12 protein-coding genes and 1 other RNA gene are annotated in these 18381 nt (G+C 65.0%); 7 read left to right on the top strand and 6 right to left on the bottom strand.

Features of this window, described 5'->3' with window-relative positions:
* Window positions 1-12 precede the first annotated feature (12 nt).
* The 5 genes from guaD to alkB2 all read right to left on the bottom strand — a co-directional run bounded on the left by guaD (window position 13) and on the right by alkB2 (window position 7454).
* Entirely contained in the window at window positions 13-1317 is a 1305-nt protein-coding gene (gene guaD / locus ACYAF3_RS29300; RefSeq protein ID WP_003083342.1) for a guanine deaminase, read from the bottom strand.
* Between the two features lie 70 nt (window positions 1318-1387).
* Window positions 1388-2227, bottom strand: a complete 840-nt coding sequence (xdhC, locus tag ACYAF3_RS29295) for a xanthine dehydrogenase accessory protein XdhC (RefSeq protein ID WP_003083344.1) — start codon at window positions 2225-2227, stop codon at window positions 1388-1390.
* Between the two features lie 26 nt (window positions 2228-2253).
* Window positions 2254-4653: a xanthine dehydrogenase molybdopterin binding subunit gene (gene xdhB, locus ACYAF3_RS29290; RefSeq protein WP_088002631.1), complete on the bottom strand. Its 2400-nt coding sequence runs from the start codon at window positions 4651-4653 to the stop codon at window positions 2254-2256.
* The gene (xdhA, locus tag ACYAF3_RS29285; RefSeq protein ID WP_023112889.1) at window positions 4646-6100 is read right to left on the bottom strand and encodes a xanthine dehydrogenase small subunit; all 1455 of its coding nucleotides are present in this window, start codon (window positions 6098-6100) and stop codon (window positions 4646-4648) included. The genes xdhB and xdhA overlap by 8 nt, the downstream gene beginning before the upstream one ends.
* A gap of 220 nt (window positions 6101-6320) precedes the next feature.
* Window positions 6321-7454, bottom strand: coding sequence for an alkane 1-monooxygenase AlkB2 (gene alkB2 / locus ACYAF3_RS29280; RefSeq protein ID WP_023112890.1), 1134 nt, complete (start codon window positions 7452-7454; stop codon window positions 6321-6323).
* 180 nt (window positions 7455-7634) lie between these two features.
* On the opposite strand from alkB2, the gene ACYAF3_RS29275 reads away from it, so the two are divergent.
* From ACYAF3_RS29275 to ACYAF3_RS29245, 7 genes are all read left to right on the top strand, one after another.
* Window positions 7635-8294: a GntR family transcriptional regulator gene (locus ACYAF3_RS29275; RefSeq protein ID WP_003087224.1), complete on the top strand. Its 660-nt coding sequence runs from the start codon at window positions 7635-7637 to the stop codon at window positions 8292-8294.
* 25 nt (window positions 8295-8319) lie between these two features.
* Window positions 8320-11808, top strand: a complete 3489-nt coding sequence (smc, locus tag ACYAF3_RS29270; protein WP_003083351.1) for a chromosome segregation protein SMC — start codon at window positions 8320-8322, stop codon at window positions 11806-11808.
* A gap of 164 nt (window positions 11809-11972) precedes the next feature.
* The gene (zipA, locus tag ACYAF3_RS29265; protein WP_003083352.1) at window positions 11973-12842 is read left to right on the top strand and encodes a cell division protein ZipA; all 870 of its coding nucleotides are present in this window, start codon (window positions 11973-11975) and stop codon (window positions 12840-12842) included.
* A 90-nt stretch (window positions 12843-12932) separates the two neighbouring features.
* Window positions 12933-15317, top strand: coding sequence for an NAD-dependent DNA ligase LigA (gene ligA / locus ACYAF3_RS29260; protein WP_003083353.1), 2385 nt, complete (start codon window positions 12933-12935; stop codon window positions 15315-15317).
* Between the two features lie 45 nt (window positions 15318-15362).
* Window positions 15363-15740: a hypothetical protein gene (locus tag ACYAF3_RS29255; RefSeq protein WP_003083354.1), complete on the top strand. Its 378-nt coding sequence runs from the start codon at window positions 15363-15365 to the stop codon at window positions 15738-15740.
* 110 nt (window positions 15741-15850) lie between these two features.
* An RNA gene (gene ffs, locus ACYAF3_RS29250) (signal recognition particle sRNA small type) lies at window positions 15851-15947 on the top strand.
* 293 nt (window positions 15948-16240) lie between these two features.
* Window positions 16241-17323, top strand: coding sequence for a type I restriction endonuclease (locus ACYAF3_RS29245; RefSeq protein ID WP_003133016.1), 1083 nt, complete (start codon window positions 16241-16243; stop codon window positions 17321-17323).
* Between the two features lie 178 nt (window positions 17324-17501).
* On the opposite strand, the gene ACYAF3_RS29240 is transcribed toward ACYAF3_RS29245, so the two are convergent.
* Window positions 17502-18368: a substrate-binding periplasmic protein gene (locus ACYAF3_RS29240; protein WP_031278138.1), complete on the bottom strand. Its 867-nt coding sequence runs from the start codon at window positions 18366-18368 to the stop codon at window positions 17502-17504.
* Between the last annotated feature and the right edge of the window lie 13 nt (window positions 18369-18381).

Below are 18381 nucleotides of genomic sequence, written 5' to 3'. Positions count from 1 at the left end.
TTCATGAGCGTGTCAGTCGCGGCGATGCACCGAGCGACCGGCGGCGAAGGTTTCCTTCACCGTGCGGTCGTCGCCGAGGATGGTCAGCGCGAACAGCCGTTCGGCCAGGCTGCCGGCCTGGCTCAGGCGGTAGGAGAGCAGCGGGGTGGCGTGGTAGTCGAGGACCACGAAGTCCGCCTCGTTGCCGGTGGCGAAGCTGCCGATCCGGTCGTCCAGCTCCAGCGCGCGGGCGCCGCCGAGGGTGGCGAGGTAGAGCGACTTGAACGGATCGAGGCGGGCGCCCTGCAACTGCATGACCTTGTACGCCTCGTTCAGGGACTGCAGCTGGGAGAAGCTGGTGCCGGCGCCGACATCGGTGCCGAGGCCGACCTTGACCTTGTAGCGCTCCAGCTTCGGCAGGTCGAACAGACCGCTGCCGAGGAACAGGTTGGAGGTCGGGCAGAACGCCACTGCCGAGCCAGTCTCCGCCAGGCGCTGGCATTCGCCGTCGCACAGGTGCACGCCATGGGCGAACACCGAGCGCGGCCCGAGCAGGCCGTGGTGGTCGTAGACGTCCAGGTAGCCGCTGCGCTCGGGGAACAGCTCCTTCACCCACTCGATTTCCTTGAGGTTCTCCGACAGGTGGGTGTGCAGGTATACGCCGGGATGCTCGCGCAGCAGCCGCGCCGCCATGTCCAGCTGTTCCGCGGTGCTGGTCGGGGCGAAGCGCGGGGTCACCGCGTAGAGCAGACGGCCCTGGCCGTGCCAGCGCTCGATCAGCGCCTTGCTGTCGCGGTAGCTGCTCTCGGCGGTGTCGGTCAGGTAGTCCGGCGCGTTGCGGTCCATCATCACCTTGCCGGCGATCAGGCGCAGGTCCAGGCGCCGGGCGGCCTCGAACAGCGATTCCACCGATTGCCGGTGCACGCTGCCGAAGACCAGCGCGGTGGTGGTGCCGTTGCGCAGCAGTTCCTGCAGGAAGATTTCGGCGACCTGGTCGGCATGGGCCTGGTCACCGAATTGGCGCTCGGTGGGGAAGGTATAGGTGTTCAGCCAGTCCAGCAGTTGTTCGCCGTAGGAGGCGATCATCCCGGTCTGCGGGAAATGGATGTGGGTATCGATGAAGCCGGGGGTGATCAGCGCGTCGCGGTACTCGAAGACCTCGACCTCGCCGATCTCGCCGAGCAGGGTTTCGGCGTCACCGAGGCGAGCGACCTTGCCGTCCTCCACCAGCAACAGGCCGTCCTCGAAGTATTCGTAGGAGCGTTCGACGCCGACCTCCGCGGGGTCGGCGATGCTGTGCAGGATGGCGGCGCGGTAGGCTTTGGCGTTGCGGGTCATGGCAGTCTCGAAAAAAGGGTTCGTGGGAGGTCCGCCGCCTGGCGGCGGACGCGGGGGAGCGGGGGGCCGCTCAGGATTCGTGGGCGCGGCGCGACTCCGGGGTCAGCCGGGTGACGCTCGACGGCCCCTGCTTGCGTTCCAGGCCGAAGGCGGCGTTGTAGGTGGCGATCACCTCGCCGGCGATGGAGATGGCGATCTCCGCCGGCAGCTTGCCTTTCACCTGCTCCAGGCCCATCGGGCAGCGCATCCGTTGCAGGCGTTCGGCGTCGACGCCACGTTCGCGCAGGCGGTGCTCGAACTTGACGCGCTTGGTCTTCGAGCCGATCAGGCCGAAGTAGGCGAAGTCGTTGCGCGCCAGGATCGCCGCGGTAAGCTCCAGGTCCAGCGGGTGATTGTGGGTCATGACGATGAAGTGGCTGCCGGGCGGCATCCGCTCGACCTCGTCGAGCACTTCGTCGTTCACCACTTTCTCCACGCCGTCGGGCAGGAGCGCGGGAAATTCGTGTTCCCGCGAATCGATCCAGCGCACCCGGCAGGGCAGGCTGGCGAGCAAGGGTACCAGGGCGCGACCGACGTGGCCCGCGCCGAACACGGCGATGTGTGCCTGCGGCTGGCCCATCGGCTCGAACAGCAGCACCGTGGCGCCGCCGCAGCACTGGCCGAGACTGGCGCCCAGGCTGAAGCGCTCCAGGCGGGTGTCCTGGGTCCGCGCGGCGAGCATTTCCCGGGCAATGGCCTGGGCCCTGTATTCCAGGTGGCCGCCGCCGATGGTGTCGTAGAGCCGCTCGGCGCTGACCACCATCTTCGAGCCGGCGTTGCGCGGGGTCGAGCCGCGCTCCTCGATGATGGTCACCAGGACGCAAGGTTCGCCGCTACGCTGCAACTCGGCCAGGGCGCTGATCCAGTTCATCTCGTCATCCTCCCGATCGCGGCGGTTCAGGCCGGTTCGACCGCGGCGTCCGCCGCTTGCGCCTGGGCGGCCTTCAGCCGGCGCATCTGTTCCACGCCCCAGAGCACCCGCTCGGGCGTCGCCGGCGCGTCGATGGCGGGTTGCGCGCGGTAGTCGGCGAGGCTGGCCACGGCGTCCTTGATCGCGCACCAGACCGAGATGCCGAGCATGAACGGCGGCTCGCCCACGGCCTTGGAATGGAACACGGTCTGCTCCGGATTCTTGCGGTTCTCCAGCAGTTTCACCCGCAGGTCCAGCGGCATGTCGGCGACGGCGGGAATCTTGTAGCTGGCCGGGCCGCTGGTCATCAGCTTGCCCTTGGCGTTCCAGACCAGTTCCTCCATGGTCAGCCAGCCCATGCCCTGGACGAAGCCGCCTTCGACCTGGCCGATGTCGATGGCCGGGTTCAGCGAGTCGCCGACGTCATGCAGGATGTCGGTGCGCAGCATGCGGTATTCGCCGGTGAGGGTATCGACTATCACCTCCGAGCAGGCGGCGCCGTAGGCGAAATAATAGAAGGGCCGGCCACGGGCCTGCTCGCGGTCGTAGAAGATCTTCGGCGTGCGGTAGAAGCCGGTGCTGGACAACGAGACCTGGCCGAAGTAGGCCTGCTGGATCAGTTCCTCGAACGGCAGGATCAGCTCGCGGATACGCACCTGGTTGTTGCGGAACTCGACGTCTTCCTCGCTGACCTTCCAGTGCCGCGCGGCGAACTCCACCAGGCGCCGCTTGATGGTTTCGGCGGCATTCTGCGCGGCCTTGCCGTTCAGGTCGGTGCCCGAGGAGGCGGCGGTGGGCGAGGTATTGGGCACCTTGTCGGTATTGGTGGCGGTGATCTGGATGCGCTCCACGTCGACCTGGAAGACCTCGGCGACCACCTGGGCGACCTTGGTATTGAGGCCCTGGCCCATCTCGGTGCCGCCATGGTTCAGGTGGATGCTGCCGTCGGTATAGATGTGGATCAGCGCACCTGCCTGGTTGAGGAAGGTCGCGGTGAACGAAATGCCGAACTTCACCGGGGTCAGCGCCAGGCCTTTCTTCAGGACCGGGCTGGCGGCATTGAAGGCACGGATTTCCTCGCGGCGGCGGGCGTACTCGCTGCTCGCTTCCAGCTCGGCGGTCATCTCCGCCAACAGGTTGTGCTCGACGGTCTGGTGGTAATGGGTGACGTTGCGCTCGTTCTTGCCGTAGTAGTTGAGCTTGCGCACCTCCAGCGGATCCTTGCCCAGGCTGCGGGCCACGGCGTCCATGATCTCCTCGATGGCGACCATTCCCTGGGGCCCGCCGAAACCGCGGTAGGCGGTGTTCGAGGCGGTGTTGGTCTTGCAACGGTGGCCGTTGATGGTGGCGTTGCCGAGGAAGTAGGCGTTGTCCGAGTGGAACATGGCGCGGTCGACGATCGAGCCGGAGAGGTCCGGCGAATAGCCGCAATTGCCGGCCAGGTCGATCTGGATGCCGTGCAGGCGGCCATCGTCGTCGAAGCCGACGTCGTATTCGACGTAGAACGGGTGACGCTTGCCGGTGATCTGCATGTCCTCCATGCGCGGCAGGCGCATCTTCGCCGGACGCCCGGTGTGGTAGGCGACCACCGCGCACAGGCAGGCCGGCGCCGCGGCCTGGGTTTCCTTGCCGCCGAAGCCGCCGCCCATGCGGCGCATGTCGATGACAATGCGGTTGAAGGAAACCCCGAGGACCTCGGCCACCAGCTTCTGCACTTCGGTGGGGTTCTGCGTCGAGCAATAGACGATCATGCCGCCGTCTTCGCTGGGCATTACCGAGGAAATCTGCGTCTCCAGGTAGAAATGCTCCTGGCCGCCGATGTGCAGCGTGCCTTGCAGGCGATGCGGCGCGCCGGCCAGCGCGGCGGCGGAATCGCCGATGCGGTGCTGGTGGCTGTCGAGGACGAAATGGCGCTTGCGCAGGGCCTCGACCACGTCGAGCACCGGTTCCAGGTCTTCGTACTCGATGATCGCCGCCATGGCCGCCTTGCGCGCGGTTTCCAGGCTGTCGGCGGCGACCGCCAGGACCATCTGTCCGACATACTCCACCTTGCCATCGGCCAGCAGCGGGTCGCCGGCCACCACCGGGCCGATGTCGAGCTGGCCGGGAACGTCGGCGGCGGTGAGGGCGATGGCGACGCCGGGGAACTGGTAGCAGGGCGTCACGTCGAGGCGGGTGATGCGGGCGTGGGCGCGCTCGCTCAGGCGCGCATAGACGTGCAACTGGTTGGGAAACTCCAGGCGATCGTCGATGTAGATCGCCTCGCCGCTGACGTGCTTGGGGGCGCTTTCGTGCTTGACGCTGCGGCCGACCCCGGTGGTCAACTCGGCGTGGAACAGGTCGGCCAGCTCTTCCTGGCTCTTGTGCGGCTTGCGATGGTTAGACATAGGCGGTCACCCGGGTTTCGACGGCGGGAGCGTGCAGCTCCAGGAAGCATTTGCGCAGCAGGTTCTGTGCGGTCAGCAGGCGATATTCCTTGCTCGCGCGGAAGTCGCTGAGCGGGGTGAAGTCGTTCGCCAGGGCGGCGGCGGCGCGTTCGAAGCTGGCGGCTTCCAGGCGCGCGCCTTGCAGCGCCGCTTCGCAGGCGGCGGCGCGCTTGGGAGTCGCCGCCATGCCGCCGAAGGCGACCCTGGCGCGGGCGATCCGGCCATCTTCCAGGTCGAGGCTGATGGCGGCGCAGACCGCGGAAATATCGTCGTCGATGCGCTTGGAGACCTTGTAGGCCTTGAACGCCTGGCTGGGCCGGGCACGCGGGACGAGGATCTTCTCGATGAACTCGCCTTCTTCGCGGGCGGTGACCTTGTAGTCGAGGAAGTACTCCTCCAGCGGCAGCTCGCGGCGCCGTTCGCCGCGGCGCAGGACGATCTTCGCGCCGAGGGCGATCAGCAGCGGCGGGGCGTCGCCGATCGGCGAGGCGTTGCCGATATTGCCGCCGAGGGTGCCCTGGTTGCGGATCTGCAGGGACGCGAAACGCTGCAGCAATTCGCCGAAGTCCGGGTAGTCCGCGGCCAGCGCCTGGTAGCAGTCGGTCAGCGGGGTGGCGGCGCCGATTTCCAGGCAGTTGACGCCCACTTCGATGCGTTTCATTTCGCGGATGTGGCCGACATAGATCATCACCGGCAGTTCGCGATGGAACTGGGTGATCTCCAGCGCCAGGTCGGTGCCGCCGGCCAGCAGGCGTGCCTGCGGATTGGCGCCGTAGAGGTCGGCCAGGTCGGCGACGGTGAGCGGCAGCAGGCAGCGCCGGTCACCGCTGTTCAGCTCGGCGGTTTCGCGCGGAGCGATGGCGCGCAATTGCTCGATGGTGGCGGCTTCCCGGGCGTCGAACTGGTCTGCGCGCTTGTGGCAGCAGGCCTGCTCGGCGGCGTCGAGGATCGGCCGGTAGCCGGTGCAGCGGCAGAGGTTGCCGGCGAGCGCCTCGTGGGCCTTGGCCGGATCGGCGCCGGCGCTGTTCTTCTGCAGGGCGAACAGCGACATGACGAAGCCCGGCGTGCAGAACCCGCACTGCGAGCCATGGCAGTCGACCATCGCCTGCTGCACGTCGTGCAGGCGGTCCTGGTGCTTGAGGTCCTCGACGGTGATCAATTGCTTGCCGTGAAGGGCGGAAACGAAGGTCAGGCAGGAGTTCAGGCTGCGATAGCGGATGCGTTCGGCACCATCCTCGCCGGTGACCAGTTCGCCGACCACCACGGTGCAGGCGCCGCAATCGCCGGAGGCGCAGCCTTCCTTGGTGCCGGTCTTGCCGAGGTGCCGGCGCAGGTAGTCGAGGACGGTGAGGTTGGGGTCCAGGCGTTCTTCGACGCGGATCTCCCGGTTGAGCAGGAACCTGATCAAGGCGTGCCTCCAGGCGGGTTCTTGTTATTGAATTCTAGGCCTTGCAGGAGAACCGGCCGGAGTGGGGCGGTTTCCGCACAGGGCTCCACGGTAGGAGCTATGGAGGCGAATCTAGAAAAAACTGACTTTTGAGTCAAATAATTTTTTGACCTGTAGGTCAGTCAGTTTCCCCATAAACGAAAACGGCACCCGAAGGTGCCGTTTCCCAGGGGCGGGACGCTCAGATGCGCTGGGTGTCGGTAAGCTGGTATTCCTCGCCGGCATAGTAGGCGCGCACCTTCGGGTCCATCACCGCGCGCCAGAGCGGTGGGAACAGGGCGAGGACGATCATCCCGGCGTAGCCGTTGGGCAGTTGCGGGCTGCTGTCGTAGTGGCGCAGCACCTGGTAGCGGCGCTTGGCGTAGGCATGGTGGTCGGAATGGCGCTGCAGGTGGAAAAGGAACAGGTTGGTCAGGAGGAAATTACTGTTCCACGAGTGTTCCGGCGTGGTGCGTTCGTAGCGGCCGTTGTCCAGACGCCGCCGATGCAGGCCGTAGTGCTCGACGTAGTTGACGATCTCCAGCAGGGTGAAGGCCATCACCGACTGGCCGAGGAAGAAGATCGCTCCCAGCCAGCCGAAGGCCAGGCTGAAGCCGAGCAGGAAGAGGGCGCTGATGGCGTACCACCAGATCAGCTCGTTGCGCCAGTGCAGGGCCGGCAGGCCCTTGCGCTTCAGGCGCTCGGCCTCCAGGCGCCAGGCGTTGAGGAAGTTGTGCTTGTAGGCGTGCGGGAGGAACGAGTAGAGGCTCTGGCCGTAGCGCGAGGACGAGGCATCTTCCGGGGTCGAGACGTGTACATGGTGGCCGCGCACGTGTTCGACCTTGAAGCCGGCATAGCACACCGCTGCCAGCAGCAGGCCGCCGGCGTTCTGTTCCAGTTGCGGGTCCTTGTGGATCAGTTCGTGGGAGACGGTGATGCCGATGGCGCCCATCACGGTGCCCACCGACAGGATCCAGCCCAGTTGGCCGAACCAGTCCCAGCGGGTCTCGTGGGCGAGGATCCAGCCGGACCAGACGAGCATGCCCAGCAACAGCGGGACGGTGGCCAGGGACAGCACGCGGTAGTAGCCCTGCGCTTCCATCTCCGGCACTTCGCTGGCTTCCTCGGGGTTGGCCGGATCGCGGCCGACGATGGCATCGAGGATCGGGATCAGCCCGAACACCACGCTGATCACCAGCCAGGGCCAGGCGTTGGGATAGTCGCTACCGAGCGACCACCAGTAGCTGAGCGGAATGCCGAGCACCGCGATCAGCCAGATCCAGTAGCCGTACTTTTTCAGACGCAGCATCCAGGCAGAGGAAAGCGAGGCAAACATGGGAAGTCCTCGTATTTATCTTGTTAGATTGTCTGACAATTGTCCTCCCTTGGCCGGCCTGCCCCATCCCAACCTTCGTTCTGTCCGCCGCTTCGCCGGGAAGCCGGCGGGGTAACGCCCTGTGTTACACTTCCCATCCATATACCCCCGGAAAACGCGCCCCTGGATAAAAGGATCACCATGACGTTCAAGGCCCCGGACAGCCTGGCAGAGCAGATCGCCCACCACCTCGCGGAACGCATCATCCGGGGAGAACTCAAGGAACGGGAACGTATCCAGGAGCAGAAGGTCACCCAGACCCTCAACGTCAGTCGCGGCTCGGTCCGCGAGGCGCTGCTGATTCTCGAACGCCGCCACCTGGTGAACATCCTGCCGCGCCGCGGCGCCCAGGTGTCCGAACTGTCCCCGCAACATGTGGAAAGCCTCTACGCGCTGATCGTGCAGCTCTACATCCTGCTGGCGGAAAGCGTCGCCCGGCGCTGGCGCAGCGAAGCCGAGCTGGCACCGTTCCTGGCCATCCAGCAGCGCCTGCTGAACAACCTGGCGCAAAGCGATATCGACGGCTTCGTCGAGGCCAGCTTCGACATCATGCGCGCGGCCTTTCCTTTCGCGAACAATCCCTACCTGCAGGAGACCGTCGAAAACCTGCTGCCGGCGGTGAGTCGCGCCTACCACCTGGCGCTGGAGCGGCGCAAGGCGGAAATGAACCAGTTCCTCGGCAGTTTCGCCCAGCTCCTGCAAGCGGTGATCGCCCGTGACGAGGCGAGGATCCGCGAGGTCCTGCTGGAATACGGCCGCCACAACTGCCAGCTGGTGCTGGCCGCGCTCGCCGAACGCTGATGGCGACCCTGGCGGGAGCGCACGCATGCGCCTGAAGAGCATCAAGCTGGCGGGGTTCAAGTCCTTCGTCGATCCGACCACGGTGAACTTCCCCAGCAACATGGCGGCGGTGGTAGGGCCGAACGGCTGCGGCAAGTCGAACATCATCGACGCGGTGCGCTGGGTGATGGGCGAAAGCTCGGCGAAGAACCTGCGCGGCGAGTCGATGACCGACGTCATCTTCAACGGCTCGAATACCCGCAAGCCGGTGAGCCAGGCGAGCATCGAGCTGATCTTCGACAACGCCGAGACCACCCTGGTGGGCGAATACGCCCAGTACGCCGAGATATCCATTCGCCGGCGGGTCTCGCGGGACGGGCAGAACACCTATTTCCTCAACGGCACCAAGTGCCGGCGGCGCGACATCACCGACATCTTCCTCGGCACCGGCCTGGGGCCGCGCAGCTACTCGATCATCGAACAGGGCATGATCTCCAAGCTGATCGAGGCGCGTCCGGAAGACCTGCGCAACTTCATCGAGGAAGCCGCGGGCATTTCCAAGTACAAGGAGCGCCGCCGCGAAACCGAAAGCCGCATCCGTCGGACCCAGGAAAACCTGGCACGCCTCACCGACCTGCGCGAAGAGCTGGGGCGGCAACTGGAACGCCTGCACCGGCAGGCCCAGTCGGCGGAAAAATACCAGGAACACAAGGCCGAGGAGCGCCAGCTCAAGGCCCAGCTGGGTGCCGTGCGCTGGCGCGACCTGAACGAGCAGGTCGGTCAGCGCGAGCGGGTCATCGGCGACCAGGAGATCGCCTTCGAGGCCCTGGTGGCCGAGCAGCGCGGTGCCGATGCCGGCATCGAACGGCTGCGCGACGGCCATCACGAGTTGTCCGAACGCTTCAACCAGGTGCAGGCGCGCTTCTATTCGGTCGGCGGCGACATCGCCCGGGTCGAGCAGAGCATCCAGCATGGCCAGCAGCGCCAGCGCCAGTTGCAGGACGACTTGCGCGAAGCCGAACGGACCCGCCAGGAAACCGAATCGCACCTCGGGCATGACCGTACCTTGCTCGCGACCCTGGCCGAGGAAATGGCCATGCTCGCACCGGAACAGGAACTCAGCGCGGCCGCCGCGGAAGAAGCGGGCATCGCCCTGGAACAGGCCGAGCAGGGCATGCAGGCCTGGCAGCAGCAGTGGGATGCCTTCAACCAGCAGAGCGCCGAACCCCGCCGCCAGGCCGAGGTGCAGCAGTCGCGCATCCAGCACCTGGAGCAGAGCCTGGAGCGCCTGCAGGATCGCGAGCGGCGCCTGCAGGAGGAGCGTGGCCAGTTGGCGGCCGACCCCGAGGACGCGGCGATCCTCGAACTCAACGAACAGGTGGCGATCGCCGAACTGGCCCTGGAAGAACTGCAATTGCAGGAGCAGGGCCAAGCCGAGCGACTCGAACAATTGCGCCAGGAATTGCAGCAACTGGCCGCCGAACAGCACCAGGCGCAGGGCGAGTTGCAGCGCCTGAACGGGCGCATCGCTTCGCTGGAGGCCCTGCAGCAGGCCGCTCTCGATCCCGGACAGGGCGCCTTGGAGTGGTTGCGCGAGCAGGGCCTGGAACAACGTCCGCGCCTCGCCGAAGGCTTGCGTGTCGAGCCGGGTTGGGAGCTGGCGGTGGAGACCGTGCTCGGCGCGGATCTGCAGGCGGTCTTGCTGGACGGCTTCGACGGGCTCGCCCTGGCCGGCTTCGGCAAGGGCGAGCTGCGCCTGCTCAGCCCCGCTCGCGGAGCCGCGACGGCGGCCGGTTCGCTGCTGGACAAGGTCCGCGCCGACGCCGACCTGAGTCCCTGGTTGGCCCGGGTGAAACCGGTGGAGACCCTGGAACAGGCGCTCGCCCAGCGCGGCGCCCTGGACGACGGCGAGAGCCTGATCAGTCGCGATGGCTACTGGGTCGGCCGGCACTTCCTGCGGGTCCGGCGCAGCGACGAGGCCCAGGGCGGCATGCTCGCCCGCGCCCAGGAACTGGAGGCGTTGCAGGAGCGGCGGGAGGCCCTGGAAACCCGTGTCGCCGAAGGCGAGGAGCGTCTGGCTGCGGCCCGCGACGAGCAGCGCGAGCTGGAAGGCGCGCGCGAGCAGGTGCGGCGCCAGGTCCAGGAGGAGGGGCGCCGGCACGGCGAGCTGAAGGCGCAGTTGTCCGCGCAGCAGGCCAAGGTCGAGCAACTGGTACTGCGTCGCCGCCGTCTCGACGAAGAAGTGGCGGAACTGGCCGAGCAGCGCGCGCTGGAACAGGAGCAACTGAGCGAGGCGCGCCTGACCCTGCAGGAAGCGCTGGATAGCATGGCGCTGGACACCGAGCGCCGGGAAACCCTGCTGGCGGAGCGTGACGCCCTGCGCGAACGGCTCGACCGGATTCGCCAGGATGCCCGCACCCACAAGGACCATGCGCACCAGTTGGCGGTGCGGGTCGGCTCGCTGAAGGCGCAGCACAATTCCACCCAGCAGGCCCTGGAGCGCCTCGACCAGCAGTCGGCGCGCCTCAACGAGCGTTGCGAACAGCTCAACCTCAATCTGGAGGAGGGGGCGGCACCGCTGGAAGAGCTACGCATGAAGCTCGAGGAGTTGCTGGAGCGGCGGATGGCCGTCGAGGACGAACTCAAGCAGGCGCGGCTGGCCCTGGAAGACGCCGATCGCGAACTGCGCGAGGTGGAGAAGCGCCGCGGCCAGGCCGAGCAGCAATCGCAACTGCTGCGTGGCCAGCTGGAGCAGCAGCGCCTGGAGTGGCAGGGGCTGGTGGTGCGGCGCAAAGCCTTGCAGGAGCAGCTCGCCGAAGACGGCTACGACCTGCATACGGTACTGGCCAACCTGCCCCTGGATGCCAGCGAACGCGATTGGGAGGAGCGTCTCGAGAGTCTCGCGGCGCGCATCCAGCGTCTGGGGCCGATCAACCTGGCGGCGATCGAGGAGTACCAGCAGCAGTCCGAGCGCAAGCGCTACCTGGACTCGCAGAACGACGACCTGGCCGAAGCGCTGGAGACGCTGGAAAACGTCATCCGCAAGATCGACCGGGAAACCCGCAATCGTTTCAAGGAAACCTTCGACCAGATCAATGCTGGCCTTCAGGCATTGTTCCCGAAGGTATTCGGCGGCGGTACGGCATATCTGGAACTTACCGGCGAAGATCTACTCGATACCGGTGTGGCGATCATGGCGCGCCCGCCGGGCAAGAAGAACAGCACCATCCACTTGTTGTCCGGCGGGGAAAAGGCGCTGACCGCGCTGGCGCTGGTATTCGCCATCTTCCAGTTGAACCCGGCGCCGTTCTGCATGCTCGACGAAGTCGATGCGCCATTGGACGATGCCAACGTCGGACGTTATGCGCGATTGGTGAAGGAGATGTCGGAAAAGGTGCAGTTCATCTATATCACCCACAACAAGATCGCCATGGAAATGGCCGATCAGTTGATGGGCGTGACCATGCATGAGCCGGGCTGTTCACGGCTTGTTGCAGTTGACGTGGAAGAGGCGGTCGCATTGGCTGAAGCCTGAGTGTCAGGCAGTGTAAACTTGTGCATGGGCATGTTAGTTTAATGGCCACTTTTTGTATCGCGTGGGAAAGTTCTGTCAGAACAAGGTTGGCTCCACGTTTCAAGGGACAGGACGTCCTTTTTTCATTTTTTATTCACCATTTTCACTAGGGGCTACGGAATTACATGGATATCGGTCTGCGCGAATGGCTTATCGTTATCGGGCTTATCGTGATCGCCGGCATTCTCTTCGACGGTTGGCGGCGGATGCGGGGCGGCAAGGGCAAGTTGAAGTTCAAGCTCGACCGCAGTTTCGCCAATCTGCCGGACGACGACGGCGACTCGGCTGAACTGCTGGGGCCGGCGCGCGTGGTCGAGCATCGCGAGCCATCCTTCGACGAACAGGACCTGCCCAGCGTCAGCGCCCGCGAAGCCAAGGAACGCAAGGGCGGCAAGCGCCAGGAAGAGCCGCGCCAGGGCGATCTGGACCTCGACGAGGGGCTGGCCCTGGAGGCGGACCCGAGCGATGCCGCCGAGACGGTGGAGCCGCGCAAGGGCAAGTCGAAGGGCCGCAAGGAGAAAGAGCGGGAGAAAGCCCCTGCGGTTGCTGCCGAACCCGCCCCGGTCGACGAGGTGCTGATCATCAACGTCATCGCCCGCGACGAGAGCGGCTTCAAGGGGCCGGCATTGTTGCAGAACATCCTCGAGAGCGGCCTGCGCTTCGGCGACATGGACATCTTCCATCGCCACGAAAGCATGGCCGGCAATGGTGAGATCCTGTTCTCCATGGCCAATGCGGTGAAACCGGGCACTTTCGACCTGGACGACATCGACAACTTCAGCACCCGCGCCGTGAGCTTCTTCCTCGGCCTGCCGGGGCCGCGCCATCCGAAGCAGGCCTTCGACGTGATGGTTGCCGCCGCGCGCAAGCTGGCCCACGAGCTGAACGGCGAGCTGAAGGACGAGCAGCGCAGCGTGTTGACCGCCCAGACCATCGAGCACTACCGCCAGCGCATCATCGACCATGAGCGTCGCAGCCTGATGCAGAAGCGCTGATCCGGCCACAGCCCCTTTCTTCGTACGGGAGGGGGCGAACTACTCTATAGAGCAGCCGAGGCTGCTCTTTTCGTTTCACGGACTCCCACCATGACCGACACCCAGGCTGCCGCCGAACGCATCGCGCAACTGCGAACCGAACTGGACACCCACAATTACCGTTACTACGTGCTCGACGAACCGAGCATTCCCGACGCCGAATACGATCGCCTGTTCCGCGAGTTGCAGGCGCTGGAGGCCGAGTACCCGCAACTGCTGACGCCCGACTCGCCGACCCAGCGGGTCAGCGGCACGCCGGCCTCGGCGTTCGGCGAAGTGCGCCATGAGATCCCCATGCTCAGCCTCGGCAACGCCTTCGAGGAGCAGGACCTGCTGGACTTCGACCGCCGCGTACGCGAAGGACTGGCCGACCTGTTGCCTGGCGGCGACCTGCTCGGCGGTGGCGCGGAGGTCGAGTACAGTTGCGAGCCGAAGCTGGACGGCCTGGCCGTCAGCCTGCTCTACGAACGCGGCCAACTGGTGCGCGGCGCCACCCGCGGCGATGGCAGCACCGGCGAGGACATCACCAGCAACGTACGCACCATTCGCAACGTACCGCTGAAGCTGCACGGCGAAGGCTGGCCGGAGATCCTCGAAGTGCGCGGCGAGGTGTTCATGTCCAAGGCCGGTTTCGAGGCGCTCAACGCCAAGGCCGTGGAAACCGGCGGCAAGACCTTCGCCAACCCGCGCAACGCGGCGGCCGGCAGCCTGCGCCAGCTGGATTCGAAGATCACCGCCAGTCGCCCGCTGGAATTCTGTGCCTACGGCTTCGGCCAGGTCAGCGGGACGCTGCCGGACACCCAGGTGGGCATCCTCGAGGCGTTCCGCGGCTGGGGTATCCCCATCAGTCGCGAGCTGCGCCTGGTCAAGGGCGCCCAGGCCTGCCGCGACTACTACGACGACATCGGTCGCCGACGCGATGCGCTGGCCTACGAGATCGACGGCGTGGTGTTCAAGGTCAACCGCATCGCCTTCCAGCGCGAACTGGGCTTCCGCGCGCGCGAGCCGCGTTGGGCGATCGCCCACAAGTTCCCCGCGCGCGAGGAGTTGACCGAGCTGCTGGGCGTCGAGTTCCAGGTCGGCCGCACCGGCGCCGTGACCCCGGTGGCACGCCTCAAGCCGGTGCAGGTGGCCGGCGTCACGGTGTCCAATGCGACCCTGCACAACATGGATGAAGTCGCCCGCCTGGGCCTGCGCATCGGCGATACGGTGGTGATCCGCCGTGCTGGCGATGTGATTCCGCAGGTCATGCAGGTGGTGCTCGAGCGCCGCCCGGCGGATGCGCAGGCGATCGAGGTGCCCGAGCATTGCCCGGTCTGCGGCTCGGCCGTGGAGCGGACCCAGTTGGTCAAGCGCAGCAAGGGCAAGGAGTCGATCAGCGAGGGCGCCATCTATCGCTGCGTCGGCCGTCTCTCCTGTCAGGCGCAGTTGAAGCAGGCGATCATCCATTTCGTATCGCGTCGGGCAATGGACATCGACGGTCTTGGCGACAAGATCGTCGAGCAACTGGTGGATCGCGGGCTGGTCGCCTCGCCGGCGGATCTCTATACCCTGACCTATGAACAGGTGTTCGAGCTGGAAGGGTTCGCCGAGCTGTCCACCAACAACCTGCTGGCGGCCATCGCCGACAGCCGCAAGCCTTCGCTGGCGCGCTTCATCTTCGCCCTGGGGATTCCCGACGTCGGCGAGGAAACCGCCAAGCTGCTGGCGCGTTCGCTGGGTTCGCTCGAGCGGATCGGCAAGGCGCTGCCGGAAGTGTTGACCTACCTGCCGGACGTCGGCGCCGAGGTGGCCTACGAGATCCACAACTTCTTCGCCGACGAGCACAACCGCCAGGTGATCGCCCAGTTGCGCGATGCCGAACATGGCGTGCAGTTGCAGGAAGAGGGCGAGGTCGCCGCGGAGTTCGCCGCCTGTGCCTCGCTGGCCGGTTTCATCGACAAGCTGAACATTCCCTTCATCGCCGCCACCGGCGCGGAAAAGCTGGCCAGCCGCTTCGGTTCGCTCGACGGCATCATCCGTGCCGACTGGCTCGATCTGCGCCAGGTGGAGCGTCTGCCCGAGCGAGCGGCGAAAAGCCTGCGCGATTTCTTCGACGAGCCGGCCAACGTGCAGCGTGCCCTGGCCATCGAGGCGCAGTTGCGTGAGTTCGGCATGCATTGGCAGAGCGAGCGCAAGGCGGTCGAAGGCCTGCCTCTGGCCGGGCAGACCTGGGTGCTGACCGGCACCTTGGAGGCGATGAGCCGGGACGTAGCCAAGGACAAGCTGGAAGGGCTCGGCGCCAAGGTGGCCGGCTCGGTGTCGGCCAAGACCCACTGCGTGGTCGCCGGGCCCGGCGCCGGCTCGAAGCTGGCCAAGGCCAACGAGCTGGGCGTGAAGGTGCTCGACGAAGACGGTCTGCTGAAACTGTTCGACGAGCACGGCGTCGCCCGCTGAAGCGGCGGCGCTGCTGCGAAAGATTTCCGAAGACTGGAGTTAACGATGGACAAGGCAAGAAAGCAGCGGTTGCTGGGCGTGCTCGCATTGGTGGTGCTGTTCGGCGCCTACGTGGGTTGGAGCGAGCGGCCGCGCATCCTGCTGCATTACAGTGGCCAGGCTTCGGCGCCGATCGCCTACAGCTACAAGGAGCAGGGCGTGGAAACCTTCTCCGGGGAGATCCGGCCCGGCCAGGTCCGCGAGTTTCCGGTGAAGCTGTTCGGCGGCAGCGATTACCGGATCGCCTTCTCCTTCCATCGCGGTGAGGAGAAGTATGCGTCGTTCAGCACCAAGCCGGGCTGGGGCACCCTGGACCTGTATGTCGATACCGAGCTGAGCGTATCGACCCAGCCGCCGCCGGAGGGTCTGATCCAGCAGCAATGAACCGCTTTCGCGAAATGGATTGCAAACGTAAGTGCTTGAAGTGGTTGTAACTTACGCGCAAGCCGGTAGAATGGCGCGGCCTACCCGAGGGTAGGCTGCAATGGTGGCCCTGTCGGTCCCCCCGCAACGATTACCCGTCAACCTGGTCAGGTCCGGAAGGAAGCAGCCACAGCGGGAACATCGTGTGCCGGGGTGTGGCTGGCGGGGCCGCCTCCATTTCGTAGGTCCTTAATTCTAAAGGACTTCCTCTCCTGAAAAACTCTGAGTGTGACAGCGCCCTGGTACACCTGTGTGGTGCGCCGTAAGGGCGATTCTAGCCGTCCGCTTTTCTCTGATGTAGGCCGTCATACCGCTGAATCGCTGTAGAGCTGGTGCTCTGCTGTCCGTACCGAAGCCTTCGCTGCTGCCTTTGAGCTGGGTCAACTGGCGGGCTGTGCTTGCCAATTGCCAGTATCGACGCCTGTTACTACGATGAATGTGTTCTCAACAAGGAGCGTGACATGGAATTCGTAGAGCGACTGAATGCACTCTCAGCCAAGGTTCGACAGCAAGGCGGGGCGATCCAGACGGAGGAAGGCACCAAGACTGCCTTGGTGATGCCCTTCATAAACTCTGTGCTCGGCTACGATGTGTTCGACCCGTCCGAGGTGACGCCTGAATACATCTGCGACATCGGTACCAAGAAAGGCGAGAAGATCGACTACGCCATTCTGAAGGATGGCCAGATTCAGATTCTGATTGAGTGCAAGAAGATCGGTGAGCCTTTGCACATCAATCATGCCAGCCAGCTTTTCCGCTACTTCCACGTCACGAGTGCCCGAATCTCCATCCTCACTAACGGGCAGGTCTACAAGTTCTTCACGGACCTAGACGCTCCCAACAAGATGGACGAAAAGCCGTTCCTGGAGCTTGATCTGCTGGATGTTGATGAGCACGTATTGCCCGAGCTCCAGAAGCTAACCAAGGCTGCATTCGATGTTGATTCGATCATCAATGCGGCTGGGGAGCTGAAGTACGTGAGTCAGATCAAGCGGGAAATGGCCAATCAGTTCAATCAGCCTGACGACGATTTCGTGAGGTTTTTCGCTGCGCGCGTATACGACGGAATCATCACGCAGAAGGTGCGAGAGCAGTTTGGTGTTCTAACCCGAAAGGCTGCGTCTCAATTTCTAGGAGATCAGGTCAACGACCGCTTGAAGTCGGCCATGAGCGGTGCAATTCAGCCGGCGATCACGATGGCGCCCGCAGAGCCTTCCATGGCATCTCAGGCTGAAAGCAATACTGACGATGACCGAGTCCACACCACGCTGGAGGAGCTGGAGGGGTTTCATATCGTTAAGGCTATTGTTCGGGCTGTCGTTGATGCGAAGCGGATTGTGCATCGCGATACGCAGAGCTACTTCGGCGTGTTGCTGGACGATAACAACCGGAAGCCGATTTGCAGGCTTCACTTTAATCGTAGTCAGAAGTACATTGGCCTGTTCGACCAAGAGAAGAACGAAACTCGTCATCCTATCTCCTCCCTGGATGACATCTACACATTCGCAGATCAGCTCAAGGGCTCCATTGCTTACTACGAATGAGCTGCGTGCTGCTAATAGGAGCCCGCTGACTAGCGGGCTTTTTCATTTCCTGTATTACTTCGCCCCGTTCCTGAGGCGATACCAGTTGGCGTCGGGTGATGCCTTGCCGGCGTTAGGATGCTACTGGCGGGGCCGCCTCCATTTCAGGCCCGCCATTTTTCGCAGGCCGTCGACGCTCTCATCGGTAGCGCTGCAGTATCTCCTCGATCTCTCCGCTGCGCTTCATTTCCTCGAACGTCTTCAGTATCGCTTCCACCGGAACCTCCGCGGAATCCCGCACCAGGCAGCCCACCGCCGTTTCCTCGAGCTGCGCGGCTTCCTGGAGTGGCGGCTGCCCCGGCGCCTGGCGGTTGCTCCAGTGCAGCGACAGTTGATGGCTGACCGCGTAGCGGTAGCGGCCGGCGCGCAGCTTTTCCAGCACCAGATCCTGGGTGCGCGCATCGTCGCGGCGCAGTCGGCCGATGTCGAACAGCGCTTGCAAGCGGGGATAGCTGTAGCCAAGGACGGTACCGATACGCTGGGCCGGCAGCGCCTCGGGAATCGGCGCGAAGCCTTCGCGGGCGACCAGGATGTCGCGTTGCACCAGCAGCGCGACGCTCCAGCGATAGCCGGGGAAGTCGTGGCTGAGCCAGGCGGGGCTGATGTAGCAGCGGACATCGATTTCGCCAGCCTTCATCGCCTGCTCGATGCGCCCGCGCGGGTAGGGGTGGTAGAGCGCCTTGCGGCCGACCTGCCGGGCAAGGGAGCGGGTGATGTCGTAGACGATGCCGTCGATCGGCTGGCCCCGTTGCAGGCGGACCAACGGCATGCTCCAGCTTTCCATCACCGAGAAGCGCAATGGCGTCGCGTCGGTCTCCGCGGCCGTCGCTGGCAGGGCCGCGAGCAACTGCAGCAGGAGCAGCGCAGGTGCGCCGAAATGAGGCATGAACGATGTCAGGGAAGGTAGAGTCATTGCCACCGACGAGGGCTGCTGAAGGGCCAGGGGAATTCTTAGCACGCAGTTTGCCAAGTCGGCGAGCGCAGAAGGGGTAAATTGCGCTAGCATTGGCCGACTTGTG

The sequence above is a fragment of the Pseudomonas sp. TZ252 genome (genome assembly GCF_056110345.1).
This window is presented reverse-complemented; position numbering and strand designations above follow the sequence as displayed.

Excerpts from the sequence above, each read along its gene's own strand:
- guaD (WP_003083342.1), bottom strand. The coding sequence starts at position 1,317 with ATGACCCGCAACGCCAAAGCCTACCGCGCCGCCATCCTGCACAGCATC.
- xdhC (WP_003083344.1), bottom strand. The coding sequence starts at position 2,227 with ATGAACTGGATCAGCGCCCTGGCCGAGTTGCAGCGTAGCGGCGAACCT.
- xdhB (WP_088002631.1), bottom strand. The coding sequence starts at position 4,653 with ATGTCTAACCATCGCAAGCCGCACAAGAGCCAGGAAGAGCTGGCCGAC.
- alkB2 (WP_023112890.1), bottom strand. The coding sequence starts at position 7,454 with ATGTTTGCCTCGCTTTCCTCTGCCTGGATGCTGCGTCTGAAAAAGTAC.
- ACYAF3_RS29275 (WP_003087224.1), top strand. The coding sequence starts at position 7,635 with ATGACGTTCAAGGCCCCGGACAGCCTGGCAGAGCAGATCGCCCACCAC.
- smc (WP_003083351.1), top strand. The coding sequence starts at position 8,320 with ATGCGCCTGAAGAGCATCAAGCTGGCGGGGTTCAAGTCCTTCGTCGAT.
- zipA (WP_003083352.1), top strand. The coding sequence starts at position 11,973 with ATGGATATCGGTCTGCGCGAATGGCTTATCGTTATCGGGCTTATCGTG.
- ligA (WP_003083353.1), top strand. The coding sequence starts at position 12,933 with ATGACCGACACCCAGGCTGCCGCCGAACGCATCGCGCAACTGCGAACC.
- ACYAF3_RS29255 (WP_003083354.1), top strand. The coding sequence starts at position 15,363 with ATGGACAAGGCAAGAAAGCAGCGGTTGCTGGGCGTGCTCGCATTGGTG.
- ACYAF3_RS29245 (WP_003133016.1), top strand. The coding sequence starts at position 16,241 with ATGGAATTCGTAGAGCGACTGAATGCACTCTCAGCCAAGGTTCGACAG.
- ACYAF3_RS29240 (WP_031278138.1), bottom strand. The coding sequence starts at position 18,368 with ATGCTAGCGCAATTTACCCCTTCTGCGCTCGCCGACTTGGCAAACTGC.